This window comes from Vibrio sp. 1CM2L (genome assembly GCF_023161695.1).
Classification (GTDB): Bacteria; Pseudomonadota; Gammaproteobacteria; order Enterobacterales; family Vibrionaceae; genus Vibrio; species Vibrio coralliirubri.
On sequence record NZ_JALNTT010000002.1, the window covers coordinates 638,553 to 651,864 of the forward strand.

11 protein-coding genes are annotated in these 13,312 nt (G+C 45.5%); 6 read left to right on the forward strand and 5 right to left on the reverse strand.

Annotated elements, in window-relative coordinates:
• Positions 1 to 27: 27 nt before the first annotated feature.
• Both MSG34_RS07925 and MSG34_RS07930 read left to right on the forward strand, forming a co-directional pair.
• The gene (locus tag MSG34_RS07925) at positions 28 to 714 is read left to right on the forward strand and encodes an SDR family oxidoreductase (RefSeq protein WP_248336943.1); all 687 of its coding nucleotides are present in this window, start codon (positions 28 to 30) and stop codon (positions 712 to 714) included.
• Positions 715 to 721: 7 nt separating this feature from the next.
• A complete protein-coding gene (locus tag MSG34_RS07930; RefSeq protein ID WP_248336945.1) occupies positions 722 to 1,723 on the forward strand; it encodes a DUF3080 domain-containing protein in 1,002 nt (333 codons plus the stop codon).
• Between the two features lie 18 nt (positions 1,724 to 1,741).
• Here MSG34_RS07930 and MSG34_RS07935 read toward each other — a convergent pair whose 3' ends face one another.
• From MSG34_RS07935 to MSG34_RS07945, 3 genes are all read right to left on the reverse strand, one after another.
• Positions 1,742 to 3,736: a DNA topoisomerase III gene (locus MSG34_RS07935; RefSeq protein ID WP_248336947.1), complete on the reverse strand. Its 1,995-nt coding sequence runs from the start codon at positions 3,734 to 3,736 to the stop codon at positions 1,742 to 1,744.
• Positions 3,737 to 3,851: 115 nt separating this feature from the next.
• Positions 3,852 to 4,400, reverse strand: a complete 549-nt coding sequence (locus MSG34_RS07940; RefSeq protein WP_017070328.1) for an NAD(P)H nitroreductase — start codon at positions 4,398 to 4,400, stop codon at positions 3,852 to 3,854.
• A gap of 206 nt (positions 4,401 to 4,606) precedes the next feature.
• Entirely contained in the window at positions 4,607 to 6,616 is a 2,010-nt protein-coding gene (locus tag MSG34_RS07945) for an NADPH-dependent 2,4-dienoyl-CoA reductase (RefSeq protein ID WP_165886704.1), read from the reverse strand.
• A 279-nt stretch (positions 6,617 to 6,895) separates the two neighbouring features.
• On the opposite strand from MSG34_RS07945, the gene sppA reads away from it, so the two are divergent.
• Together sppA and ansA are read left to right on the forward strand one after the other, a co-directional pair.
• Positions 6,896 to 8,746 (forward strand): signal peptide peptidase SppA, encoded by a 1,851-nt coding sequence (gene sppA, locus MSG34_RS07950; protein WP_248336949.1) that lies wholly within the window; start codon positions 6,896 to 6,898, stop codon positions 8,744 to 8,746.
• 118 nt (positions 8,747 to 8,864) lie between these two features.
• The gene (gene ansA / locus MSG34_RS07955; protein ID WP_019823767.1) at positions 8,865 to 9,881 is read left to right on the forward strand and encodes an asparaginase; all 1,017 of its coding nucleotides are present in this window, start codon (positions 8,865 to 8,867) and stop codon (positions 9,879 to 9,881) included.
• Positions 9,882 to 10,024: 143 nt separating this feature from the next.
• Here ansA and MSG34_RS07960 read toward each other — a convergent pair whose 3' ends face one another.
• Positions 10,025 to 10,306 (reverse strand): DUF1315 family protein, encoded by a 282-nt coding sequence (locus MSG34_RS07960; protein WP_010437067.1) that lies wholly within the window; start codon positions 10,304 to 10,306, stop codon positions 10,025 to 10,027.
• Between the two features lie 113 nt (positions 10,307 to 10,419).
• Between MSG34_RS07960 and MSG34_RS07965 the strand changes: the two genes are divergently transcribed.
• Positions 10,420 to 11,226, forward strand: a complete 807-nt coding sequence (locus MSG34_RS07965; protein ID WP_193840586.1) for a DUF2989 domain-containing protein — start codon at positions 10,420 to 10,422, stop codon at positions 11,224 to 11,226.
• A 175-nt stretch (positions 11,227 to 11,401) separates the two neighbouring features.
• Here the strand turns inward: MSG34_RS07965 and msrB are convergent, their stop codons facing one another.
• Positions 11,402 to 11,839, reverse strand: a complete 438-nt coding sequence (gene msrB / locus MSG34_RS07970) for a peptide-methionine (R)-S-oxide reductase MsrB (protein ID WP_248336951.1) — start codon at positions 11,837 to 11,839, stop codon at positions 11,402 to 11,404.
• A gap of 319 nt (positions 11,840 to 12,158) precedes the next feature.
• Between msrB and gap the strand changes: the two genes are divergently transcribed.
• A complete protein-coding gene (gene gap, locus MSG34_RS07975; protein ID WP_009848658.1) occupies positions 12,159 to 13,154 on the forward strand; it encodes a type I glyceraldehyde-3-phosphate dehydrogenase in 996 nt (331 codons plus the stop codon).
• The last annotated feature ends 158 nt before the right edge of the window (positions 13,155 to 13,312 follow it).

Consider the following 13,312-nt stretch of genomic DNA (forward strand, 5'->3'; position numbering starts at 1 on the left):
AACTAATTGAACTGAAAAGGAATCACCATGAGCGTTATTTTTATTACTGGAGCGAACCGCGGCATTGGCTTAAGCCTGACTCGACAATACTTGGAAGGTAACCACAAGGTGTACGCGACTTATCGTGATACCCATTCAGCAAAAGAACTGCTCTCACTGGCAGACCACAACACCAACCTTACCTGCATTCAATTAGAGATAACCGATTACCAAGCAGTAAGCCAACTCCCTTCGCAAATAGAGTCGATTGATATCTTGATCAACAACGCTGGCTACTATGGTCCAAAAGGCTACGGACTGGGTAATACCGATGTTGAAGAGTGGCGTCGTGTATTCGAAGTCAACACCATCGCTCCGCTCAAGCTTGTCGAAACGCTATTGCCTTTATTAGAAGGCAGCGATATCAAAAAGGTCGCTTGTTTATCCTCTAGAGTCGGCAGCATGACCGAGAACACCTCAGGCGGCGGTTACATCTATCGCTCCTCTAAAGCCGCTCTAAACTCCGTGGTGAAGAGCTTAAGCAACGACTTAACCGATTATGGCTTTACGGTGTTAGCACTGCATCCAGGTTGGGTACAGACTGAAATGGGAGGGCCAAACGCTCTGATCGACACCGACACCTCAGCTTCTGGCCTTATTAAAGTCATCGAGTCAGCGAATATCGAAGTAAGTGGTCACTTCTTCAATTTCGATGGCAGCGAAATAGACTGGTAATCCACAGATGAATGCAGGGCATCTCTCAAACCTAGTTAAGCACTCAACGCTGTTTTGTCTGACAGTGATGCTAGCTGGCTGTTTCAGTGATGGTCCCGGCGACTTGTTCGACGACTATCAAACCAAGATAGCTAGAGTACAAGATGCTGACGAGATAAAAGAGGAATGGGAATTTGAAAGCCTACCGAGAAAACGAGAACTGCTTCTTGACGTGCCCTCACTCTCTATCGGCCTCATCGACAGCTACCAGCTTCGTCAATGTGGACTGTTCAATCTGATAGCAGAAAGAAATTCGGTTCTGGGCACGGTCGCGGATGAGTTTCGTAATTACGATTATCAAGCCGCGCTACTTGAAGGTGTGGGTAAATGTTTATCCAGTAATGAATTAGACCCAGAGATCGTAGAATTACTCAAAGAAATTGAGCAACAGAAACTCGCACAGTTTCCACTGCATCAATGGAATCTCATCTATGCCAGTGATGCGATGCAGTCACAAATGCGTGGTAGTCAGTGGTTACGCGCTGATATCGGCGATCAGGTACGACAAACCAGTGATGCCTTACAACACATCAATCAAGCGTTAAACGTTCCGCTCGTTTCCGGCAAAACCACTGAGGTTCAAGAAGTATTAGAGAAGAGTTCGACCCTTGGGGATTTGCACTACTCGCTGGCTCGTGCTTCGGTAGAGCTAGATACCATTACTAAGCAACTCACCACCTTTGATGCCAAGATCATCTGCGGCAAGCAACGAGACACGACCAAGTTTCGTTATCTCAACAATGTATTCGAGCAACAATACATAGGTAAGGTTCAGCCTTACATGGCGCAACTGGATGGCTACTATCAGCAGTTAGCCCCGCAACTAGGAATGTTTGACGCGCAACCTGAACTGCACAGTTATTACTTTCCCATTCAAGATGCACATCAAGCTTTTCGAGTATCAACTCGTCGCCATGTCGACTATTGGCAGCAGCTGTTTAAACGTTGTGGCCGTAAAGTCGGACGTTAATCCTTAACTCAATAAGTCTTAGCTTCTGGTGCTCTTTTTAGCGAAAGTACCTTTCTTAGCATACGAACCGTTCTTGGCATAAGACTTCTTCGCACCACCGCCTTTACGTCGTTTGAAGGCAGGTCTCTCGACTTTAGGAAGATGACGCAGAGACTCAGGAACTTCGCCGGTTTTTACCTTGCCCATCAAACCATCAATCTTGCTTTCTAACGCTTGCATGAAAGGTTGATACGCTTGATTTCGTTCAGCCATACCTTGAAGCTGGTGCTCCCAATGGGCCGTCATGTCTGGAAAAGTCGAATCCTCAGGTAAGGCATGAATCAAACCTCGGCCCGCAGGGCTACTAAGAATACTCTTACCTTGGCGCGTTAGCAGTTGCCTTTTGAATAGAGTATCGAGAATACCCGCACGGGTTGCTTCTGTACCAAGGCCGTCGGTCTCTTTCAAAATGGCTTTGAGGTCTTTGTTTGCAACAAAACGCGCGATACCTGTCATCGCTTGAAGCAACGTCGCTTCCGTGAAGTGCTTTGGTGGCTCGGTTTTCTTATCACCAATCACGCCTTCACGACACGTCAACACCGTACCTTTATCCAATGGGGGAACCGTATCCGTGCCATCCCCTTTATCTTCGGTGTCTGTTTTGCCCATCAACACTTTCCAGCCGGGGTTGATAAGCTGACGCCCTTTTGCGATGAACACACCACCAGCAATATCAAAGACTAGCTTAGCATCAGCAAAAACGGCAGGTGGGTAGAATTGCATCAGATACTGACGAGCGATTTGCTGATAGATCTTCATCTCGTTGGCAGACAAACCATTCACCGATGATTTCTTCGGTGTTGGGATTATTGCGTGGTGAGCATCGACCTTACTGTCGTTCCATGCTTTGGATTTAAGCGAAAGATCCGCACCTTGAGCGCCACTTTGCAGCTCTTTGGCATTGTTAGCGATAGCATCAACGATCGATTCTCGCTGCGAGTAGTGCTCTTTAGGTAGATAGCGGCTATCAGAACGTGGGTAAGTGATGAGCTTGTGTTTCTCGTACAATGACTGACACGTATCGAGAACCTGCTGAGCACTCATACCAAAACGCTTAGACGCATCAATCTGCAAAGCTGACAACGAATAAGGCAGTGGTGCAGCTTGTTTACTCTGCTTTTGCTCTGATTCCGTCACCGTCGCGGGTTGATTCGCAATTCGGTTAGCCACATTCTCAACCAGCTTTCGATTGAGCACGCGCCCTTCTTCATCTTGCCATGGTTTACATGCTTCGCTTGGCTTCCAACGCGCGCGAATATCAAAGCTCTGGCCGTTATTTTGATAAGGGATCAAAGCGTGCAAAGTGAAGTAATCTTTCGGAATGAAGTTTTCGATCTCTTCATCGCGCCTTACGACCAAACCGAGTACTGGCGTTTGCACACGCCCAACCGACAATACGCCTTGGTAACCGGCTTTTTGACCAAGCAAAGTATAAGCACGAGTCATGTTCATGCCATACAGCCAATCGGCTCTAGAGCGTGCTAAAGCCGAAATAGACAGTGGAATAAAGTCGCGGTTGCTGCGCATTTGAGAGAGCGCCCGCTTCACAGCAGGTAAATTCAAGTCGCTGATTAGTAGCCTGTCCATCGACTCTTTTTTGGCCTTGGACACCTTGCAGTAATCGATCACTTCATCCACCAGCAGCTGCCCTTCTCTATCCGGGTCACCCGCATGGACAATTTGGGTCGCGTCCTTCAATAGCTTTCGGATCACCGTGAGCTGTTTGCTTGACGTCTTACGCGGTCTTAGTTGCCACTGTTCTGGCACAATAGGAAGATCGGCTAAGTTCCACTTCTTATAACGGTCGTCATAAGCATCTGGCTCAACCTGCTCCAATAAGTGTCCAATACACCAAGTCACCACATCGCCATTACCACATTTGATAAACCCTTGGTCTTTCTTCTGTGGATTAGGTAGTGCAGCGGCGATCGCGCGGCCGAGGCTTGGTTTTTCAGCAATAATAAGGCGAGACATGTTTTTCCAGATGCTACAAACAATTAGAGCCACATTATCTAATGTGGCCCTAATAAATCAAGAAAAACTGGTTGTTTATACAGTTAGCATTCCACTATTCAAGCTTCAGCTTTCTCTATAAGAACTCAACGAACTTAGAGAAGTCGCGCTCTGGCACTTTCATTGGTGTACAGCCTGGAGTGCCTAAATAAAGGAAGCCAACAATTTCATCGTCGCCTTCTAGGCCAAATGCTTGGTGTACTTCTGGGTGGAACATCCATTTACCTGAGCGCCAAAAGCCTTGGAAACCTTGTGCGACTGCAGCCATTTGCATCGCTTGAGCAGCGCAACCTGCAGAAAGATGTTGTTCAATCGCTGGTACTTTTTCATGCTCGGTTACTTTAGCAATCACGGTGATCACCATCGGAGCTCGGAACGGCGCTTTTTTTACTTTCTCGATAACCGCTTCTTCGCTTTCATCCGCTTCAGCGGCACGCACCAAGATGTCTGAAAGCTTTTGTAGACCAGAACCTTGCGCGATAACAAAGCGCCAAGGTGTTAGTGCACCGTGGTCTGGAGCGCGCAGCCCTGCTTTAATGATGTTTTCTAACGCCACACCTTCAGGTGCTGGATCAGAGAGTTTTGCGATTGAGCGTCTGTTGAGCAATAGATCCAAAGCATCCATTTGAAGTCCTTACTAATTTTTATTGTTTGTATAGTTGAACTTTAGCACAGAATACAAACGATAATAAATCTCAACGGCTGTCAATTTGGGCTAGATTAGAAACAATAAAGGCTCCTAAATCTATGACTTAGGAGCCTTGTTCAAAATCTAGCTCAGCAAATTAAGTAACAATATCTACCGATAAGATTACAGTTTGATAGATGATTCTATAACTTAATAGCTAACTCAACACCTTGACGGATAGCACGTACTGCATCCAGCTCACCGGCATAATCGGCACCGCCTATCACGTGCAGTTTGCCACCAAACTCTTGCCACATATCTTCAAATGGACGAACTGACACCTGACCTGCACACACGATAACGGAATCGGCATCGAGGACCTGTTCTTTCTTGCCAATACTGATATGCAGACCTTGGTCATCAATTTTGTTGTAGCTCACGCCACCCAGTAGATTCACGCCGCGCTTTTCTAGCGTACGTTTATGAATCCAACCTGTGGTTTTACCCGGGCCTTTACCAACGCGCCCCGCTTTACGCTGCATCACCCAAACCGTTTTGTCGCTGAATGAATCCGGGTAAGGATACAAACCACCTGGGTGTTCCATGTTCTTATCAATACCCCACTCATGCAGCCAATCGTCTAGGCTGTGTGAAGTCGGCTCTGTCAGCATGGTTGCCACATCGACACCGATACCACCAGCACCAACAATCGCGACCTTTTCGCCGACTGGTGTCTTTTCGCGAATCAAGGTTTGGTAATCGACCACGTTTTCTTGGTCAATGCCCTCAATATCGAGCTTTCTTGGCTCTACGCCAGCAGCCATCACTACTTCATCGTACTTCAACAACATCTCAAACGTTGCTTCGGTATCCAGTTTCAGATTCACGCCTGAAGCGTCGATTTGGTTAGCAAAGTAACGAATCGTTTCTCTGAACTCTTCTTTGCCCGGGATCTGCATTGCCAATCTGAACTGGCCGCCGATACGGTCATTTTTTTCAATCAAGTCAACCTTGTGTCCACGCTGCGCTAAAGTCGTTGCACAAGCTAAACCGGCTGGGCCTGCGCCGACAACCGCAATGGACTTAGTCGCTTGCGCTGGCTGAACAACAATTTCAGTCTCGTAACAAGCTCGTGGGTTAACCAAACAGCTCGCTCGCTTACCCTTAAACACGTTATCAAGACAAGCTTGGTTACAGCCGATACAGGTATTGATGAACTGCGCTTGGTCTTGAGCGGCTTTATTAACAAAGTCCGGATCTGCCAAGAATGGGCGCGCCATTGAAACCATGTCGGCCTGCCCTGAACTGAGGATACGTTCGGCCTCTTCTGGCGTGTTGATTCGGTTACATGTCACCACTGGGATCGACACGTATGGTTTCACTTTCTCGGTTACCCAAGAGAATGCGCCTCGTGGTACTTGCGTCGCGATAGTCGGAACACGAGCTTCATGCCAACCAATACCAGTATTGATGATAGTCACGCCCGCTTCTTCTAGTTTTTGAGCCAAAAGAACAACATCTTCAAAGGTGCTACCTTGTTCAACCAAATCCAGCATCGACAAGCGGAAAATAATAATGAAATCCTTGCCCACCGCTTCACGAATCGATTTAACGATCTCTAACGGGAAACGCATACGCTTCTCGTAAGAGCCGCCCCACTCGTCGTAACGCATGTTGGTACGCTTACAGATGAATTGGTTAATCAAGTAACCTTCAGAGCCCATGATCTCAATGCCGTCGTAACCCGCGACTTGAGCGAGCTCGGCACTGTTGGCAAAAGCACCGATGGTCTTTTTGATCTGACGAGGGCTCATCTCACTGGGTGCGAACTTAGCGATTGGCGCTTTAATGCCAGAAGCACTTTGCGCGAATGGGTGCATCGCATAACGACCGGCATGCAATAGTTGAAGCGCAATTTTACCGCCGTGCTTGTGGACGGCTTCGGTAACAACTTGGTGCGCTTTGGCGTGCTTTACTTTACTGAATTCAGCACTAAATGGGGTTAATCTGCCACGTAAATTAGGAGAGAAACCACCGGTAACAATAAGACCAACGCCTCCTTTTGCTCGCTCTTCATAAAACGCGGCAAGTTTGTGTAGGCCTTCTTTATTTTCTTCTAAACCTGTGTGCATTGATCCCATCAATACACGGTTACGTAACTGAGTAAATCCAAGATCGAGTGGTTCAAGTAAATGTGGGTACATGGCAGACATCACTTCTATTATTTTATCCTTGTGGTCTGACCACAGTATAGTTCAATCACCAAAAGTTCAAACAACTGTTTACATTTTTGTAACACCGATCATAATGCTGAAGGTATTAATCGTTCAGAACCCCTTAATTTGACTACACTTAATGAGAATATATATCGATTAACAATTCTTGGTGTAGTTTGAGCTTGGGAATTATCGTAGGATACTAAGCAGTTCATATTATTGAGATTAATGGTACTACGGCTTGTTAAAGCGACGTGATCTCACTGCGGAGACAGAATGAAAAAAATATTCAAATTTATAAGTATGATCTTTAAAGGGATTTGGAAGCTCATTACGTTTGTACGTCTTGCGCTGGTTAACCTAGTCTTTTTACTCAGTATCGCCATCATCTACTTTGTGTACTTCCATTCAGATACGGCTCAACCGACGGTTCCACAGGATTCAGCTCTGGTGCTTAACCTGTCTGGTCCTATTGTAGAACAAAGTCGCTATATCAATCCGATGGATTCGGTCACGGGTTCGCTGCTTGGCAAAGACCTTCCAAAAGAGAACATCCTGTTTGATATCGTTGAAACGATTCGCTACGCAAAAGACGATGACAAGGTTACAGGTATCGTTTTAGCACTCAAAGAGTTGCCAGAAACCAACCTAACCAAGCTGCGCTACATCGCTAAAGCGTTGAATGAGTTCAAAGCGGCAGGCAAACCTATTTATGCGGTGGGTGACTTTTACAACCAAAGCCAATACTACCTAGCAAGCTACGCAACTAAAGTCTTCCTATCACCAGATGGCGGGGTTCTTCTTAAAGGTTACAGCGCTTATTCGCTTTACTACAAAACCTTATTAGAGAAGCTAGACGTAAACACACACGTGTTCCGTGTGGGTACTTACAAGTCAGCTATCGAGCCATTCATTCGTGACGACATGTCAGATGCAGCGAAAGAGTCCGCTTCTCGTTGGTTAAGCCAACTATGGGGTGCGTACGTTGATGACGTCAGTAACAACCGTCAGATCGACGCTAAAACACTGAACCCAAGCATGGGCACCTTCTTGAAAGAACTTGAGTCTGTCGATGGTGACATTGCAAAACTGGCTGAGAAACTTGGCTTAGTGGATGAGTTAGCGACACGCCAACAAGTTCGACTAGAGCTTGCAGATGTTTTCGGCAGTGACGGTCAAGACAGCTACAACGCGTTTGGTTACTACGAATACCGTGCAACCATGCTTCCAGACATGACCAGTGAATCACACGACGTTGCCGTGATTGTAGCGAGCGGCGCAATTATGGATGGCAAGCAACCACGTGGCACCGTTGGCGGAGATACCACAGCAGCCCTACTGCGCCAAGCACGTAACGACGACAAAGTAAAAGCCGTTGTACTTCGTGTCGATAGCCCAGGTGGCAGTGCCTTTGCTTCTGAAGTTATTCGCAATGAAATAGAAGCGATCAAGCAAGCGGGTAAGCCGGTTGTTGTGTCGATGTCTAGCCTTGCGGCTTCGGGTGGTTACTGGATTTCGATGGGTGCGGATAAGATCCTAGCTCAACCAACCACACTAACGGGTTCAATTGGTATCTTCAGTGTTATCACCACCTTCGAAAAAGGGTTGAACGATATTGGTGTTTACACTGATGGCGTTGGCACCTCACCTTTCTCAGGTCTTGGTATTACAACTGGACTTAGCGATGGCGCGAAAGACGCGTTCCAAATGGGCATTGAAAACGGATACCGCCGATTCATCAGCCTAGTTGGAGAAAATCGCGGTCTGGAAGTCGATGCTGTCGACAAGATTGCTCAAGGTCGAGTTTGGACAGGTCAAGATGCGATTCAGAAAGGCTTAGTCGATGAGATTGGTGATTTCGATGATGCGGTTGCAGCAGCAGCTTCACTTGCAGAGCTTGAAAGTTACAACATCTACTGGGTAGAAGAGCCACTTTCGGCTACTGAACAATTTATTCAAGAATTTATGAACCAAGTTCAGATGTCGATAGGCCTAGATATTCAATCGATGATACCAAGCAGTTTACAGCCGGTTACTCAGCAGTTAGCTCAAGATAGCCAGCTGTTAGGCAACTTTAACGACCCACAAGGCCGATACGCTTTCTGCTTAAATTGCCAAGTTCAATAAGTTGAGCCAATAACTCAATAACTAAGGGGTGCCTCTGTGTGAGGTGCCTCTTTTTATTGCATGATAATTCGCTATAATCGCCCCCCTGTTCCCTACATCACACTAAGTATTAATCGCCATGGAAAGAAAACACATCTATATCGCGTACACCGGCGGCACAATTGGCATGCAGAAGTCTATTGACCACGGCTATGTTCCTGTCGCAGGTTTCATGGATAAGCAGCTAGCTGGCATGCCTGAATTCCATCGCCCAGAGATGCCTGAGTACACCATTCACGAATACTCTCCATTAATGGACTCTTCAGATATGACGCCACTTGATTGGCAGACTATCGCTGATGACATTCGCGCGAATTACGATAAGTACGATGGTTTCGTTATCCTGCATGGTACAGACACTATGGCTTACACTGCCTCAGCACTGTCTTTCATGCTTGAAAACCTCGGCAAACCTGTGATTGTTACGGGCTCTCAGATCCCATTAGCAGAGCTTCGTTCAGACGGACAAGCAAACCTGCTGAATGCGCTACACATTGCAGCAAACTACCCAATCAACGAAGTGACACTGTTCTTCAACAACAAGTTGATGCGTGGTAACCGCAGCACAAAATCACACGCAGATGGCTTCAATGCGTTTACATCTCCAAACCTGAACCCATTGCTAGAAGCGGGTATCAATATCCAACTTAGCAATAACGTCAAGGTAAACGAACAACCTGAAGGTGCTTTCAAGGTTCATAACATTACTCCGCAACCTATCGGCGTAATCACAATGTACCCAGGCATCTCACACGAAGTGATCCGTAACACGCTATTACAACCTGTTAACGCGATGATTCTGCTTACTTTTGGTGTGGGTAACGCACCACAAAACCCAGAACTGCTTCAGCACCTGAAAGATGCCTCAGAGCGCGGTGTTATTGTTGTGAACCTAACTCAATGTTTGGCTGGCAAAGTCAACATGGGGGGTTACGCGACGGGTTGTGCACTAGCAGAAGCGGGCGTTGTCAGTGGTTACGATATGACACCAGAAGCGGCACTGGCGAAATTGCATTATCTATTAAGCCAAAACCTAGGCTACGAAGAAGTGAAGGCTCAGATGCAACAAGTGTTGCGCGGTGAGATGAGCTTATAACCTGTTCAAAGATTCACGTTAACCCCAGTTATTCGATGATAATAACGCTGGCTTAACGTGAACTAAATCGTTTTATTGCTTATAAATAAACGAGTTAAACTAAAAGGGGTGGCACATTGCCACCCCTTTGTTGTAATTTAAGCTTAATGATTCGGGTTAACCCTAACAATGTCTTCTTGATCTGACTTAAACTGTTTCTTTAGTTCAGACTTAGATTTAAAGCTAATCTCACCACCAGCTGCAATTGTCATATGTTGAGCTTCAGAGTTATGTTTAGATTGGTATAACATAACCGCTTGCATACACGAGTCGCGCTGTTCTTTTGAGAGCGCCGTACCTTCTGGCCATTTACCCGTTTCAACTGCGTAGGTTAAACGTTCGTAGACCTCGGGTGTCATTGCGCTAAGAAGTTGTTCTGCATCCATGGTAAAGCCTTAGTTTTAACAATTTTCACCAGAAAATAACCCGTAACAGAATTGAGTCAAGAACCTGACCAATAATAAGTGCATCTGATCACAAGTGAAGGAATATGAAAATTATGAAATGGTTGGCGATTAGCCTATTGCCTTTCACTCTGGTTGGGTGTCTTGAAGGGAACAAAAATACCGATCAACTGTGCCAAAGCAACCCGGGTCTTCAATGTGAACAATTGAACATGAACGATGGGCAATGTCGTGTCGCACGTACCGACCTCATCTGGCATCGATTTGAAGTTCAGAAGCAACCCACCGAAATCAACAAAATTAAAGAATTCGAATTAGTCACTGCCTACAAAAAGTGCCTAGAACTCGCGGCGCAGATCGAAACGATCGATCAATCTAAGCTGCAAGAACGTCGCTTTACCTCTTTAATGCACAGTATCGAAGAGTCTGAGCGCATTGTTGATGAGCTATCGAAATCCGATACACCGGAAACGCTATACTTCTTGTGGTCGCAAACTGGGGACACCAACGCCAGACGCAGTTTCCTACAACTAGAAGGCACTGAAGCGTTAAACACAGCTGAGATGCAATATGCCTTGGCAACCTTCTATACTACCCGCAATCATATAAAGACACTTAAGCTACTCAATAATGCGTTAACGCTTTCTAATGGCTCGGCAGCCAACACTGAAATCTTCAAGTCGATGGCCAGTATCAACCACAGCCTGGGTCATATGGAAAAAGCGTACGTTTGGGCAATGGTTGCCAAAGACTTTGATGTGCCGATTGCTTCTGAAGCCGAGCTCACGGTGTTGTACCATTTCGACAAAGCAACCTATAAGAAGCTAAATAAAGACGCAGACAACATCGTCGAAGCGATTGAGGATGGAATTTACAGCCCTTCAATCGTCCCGAGTTACTGATCGCTTCATTTATAGTGTTCTTACTTAAGCTTCTTATTCACCTGCTTCCAAATAAAAACAGCTACCTTTTTGGTAGCTGTTTTTATTTGTACTAGAGTTAAATCTGAAATCTTGGACGTTTCAGCATTCCTAAATCGACAAATGCGACCTGTAAGGATTAGACAATAGTTACAAGTTATTTCGTACTTTCGTCATTTTTGTTGAAAATTAACGACACAGAATTAACACAGAACCGTTCACCGGTTGTCTTCGGACCATCAGGAAAAACGTGACCTAAATGGCTATCACAAGCGGTACAACGGATCTCTACACGCTTCATTCCGTGACTTAGATCTTCTATATAGCGTACTGCTTCATCATTCACTGGGGCATCAAAGCTTGGCCAACCGCACCCTGAATCATATTTGTTATCCGACAGAAACAAAGGGCTTTCACAGCATGTGCAGCTATAGACACCCGTCTTATGGTTGTGCAGTAACTTACCGCTATATGGGGCTTCGGTACCACGTTGACGACACACTGCAAATTCGTCGTCCGTTAGGCGTTCACGCCAGTATTCATCAGGCTTTATCATATTTCCTCCCTTTTGAATCACGTTAATATCTCTCCACATTATCAGTTATTATATTTACTTTTTTCTATAAAGGCTTGCATATGAGTCGTTTTGTAGCACATACTTTCTCACCAGGAAACATTGTACATATACACTCATAAGTGAATCATCATTTAGAGGTATTTTACCCAACTGGAAGGGTACAGAGCCACTCGCAATGGTCAATTTTCAACCACTTACACCCAATTGTTAAGAAAAGCGTCGCTTTTTTTTGACATTAAACAAGTTAAGTCGGATTATCTATTGCAGATGTATACTGGATTCTGTAATTTTACTACCAGTTATCTTTAATCAGAAATTAAGTTGTGGAGCAACTACAATGACTATCAAAGTAGGTATTAACGGTTTTGGCCGTATCGGCCGTTTCGTATTCCGCGCAGCTCAAGAGCGTGCAGACATCGAAGTAGTAGGTATTAACGATCTAATCGACGTAGAGTACATGGCATACATGCTTAAGTACGACTCAACTCACGGCCGTTTCAACGGTACTGTTGAAGTTGAAGGCGGTAACCTAATCGTTAACGGTAAAACTGTACGTGTTACAGCTGAGCGTAACCCAGAAGACCTTAAGTGGGATGCTATCGAAGTAGACGTAGTTGCTGAAGCAACTGGTCTTTTCCTAACTGACGAGACTGCACGTAAGCACATCACTGCTGGCGCTAAGAAAGTAGTTCTTACTGGTCCTTCTAAAGATGCAACTCCAATGTTCGTAATGGGCGTTAACCAAGCATCTTACGCTGGTCAAGACATCGTTTCTAACGCTTCTTGTACTACTAACTGTCTTGCACCTATCGCTAAAGTACTTAACGATAAGTGGGGCATTGAGTCTGGTCTTATGACTACAGTTCACGCTACTACAGCAACTCAAAAAACTGTAGATGGCCCTTCTGCTAAAGACTGGCGCGGTGGCCGTGGTGCTTCTCAAAACATCATCCCATCTTCAACTGGTGCTGCTAAAGCTGTAGGCGTTGTTCTTCCAGAACTAAACGGCCTTCTAACTGGTATGGCTTTCCGTGTACCAACTGCTAACGTATCTGTAGTTGACCTAACAGTTAACCTAAAAGAAGCTGCATCTTACGAAGAAATTTGTGCTGCAATGAAAGAAGCTTCTGAAGGCGAAATGGCTGGCGTTCTTGGTTACACTGAAGACCAAGTAGTATCACAAGATTTCATCGGTGAAGTTCAAACTTCAGTATTCGATGCTAAAGCTGGTGTTGCTCTAACTGACAAATTCGTTAAAGTTGTATCTTGGTACGACAACGAAATCGGTTACTCAAACAAAGTTCTAGACCTAATCGCTCACATCTCTAAGTAATTTCTTTTTAGAAATCGCTTTAGATAAGCATTAGCGAAGACTGTTTTGAGCAGACTTTGAAAAAGGCGACCTTAGTGTCGCCTTTTTAATACCTGCTATCTTTTAAACCGCGTCTGTCTAAGCCTATCAAGATAGCCCAAATGCAAAATTCAATTCTA

What these genes read in the sequence shown, in the direction of transcription:
- MSG34_RS07945 (WP_165886704.1), bottom strand. Translation starts at nt 6,616, where the DNA reads ATGTCTGCCATGTACCCACATTTACTTGAACCACTCGATCTTGGATTT.
- gap (WP_009848658.1), top strand. Translation starts at nt 12,159, where the DNA reads ATGACTATCAAAGTAGGTATTAACGGTTTTGGCCGTATCGGCCGTTTC.
- MSG34_RS07925 (WP_248336943.1), top strand. Translation starts at nt 28, where the DNA reads ATGAGCGTTATTTTTATTACTGGAGCGAACCGCGGCATTGGCTTAAGC.
- sppA (WP_248336949.1), top strand. Translation starts at nt 6,896, where the DNA reads ATGAAAAAAATATTCAAATTTATAAGTATGATCTTTAAAGGGATTTGG.
- MSG34_RS07930 (WP_248336945.1), top strand. Translation starts at nt 722, where the DNA reads ATGAATGCAGGGCATCTCTCAAACCTAGTTAAGCACTCAACGCTGTTT.
- ansA (WP_019823767.1), top strand. Translation starts at nt 8,865, where the DNA reads ATGGAAAGAAAACACATCTATATCGCGTACACCGGCGGCACAATTGGC.
- MSG34_RS07940 (WP_017070328.1), bottom strand. Translation starts at nt 4,400, where the DNA reads ATGGATGCTTTGGATCTATTGCTCAACAGACGCTCAATCGCAAAACTC.
- MSG34_RS07960 (WP_010437067.1), bottom strand. Translation starts at nt 10,306, where the DNA reads ATGGATGCAGAACAACTTCTTAGCGCAATGACACCCGAGGTCTACGAA.
- MSG34_RS07965 (WP_193840586.1), top strand. Translation starts at nt 10,420, where the DNA reads ATGAAATGGTTGGCGATTAGCCTATTGCCTTTCACTCTGGTTGGGTGT.
- MSG34_RS07935 (WP_248336947.1), bottom strand. Translation starts at nt 3,736, where the DNA reads ATGTCTCGCCTTATTATTGCTGAAAAACCAAGCCTCGGCCGCGCGATC.
- msrB (WP_248336951.1), bottom strand. Translation starts at nt 11,839, where the DNA reads ATGTGGAGAGATATTAACGTGATTCAAAAGGGAGGAAATATGATAAAG.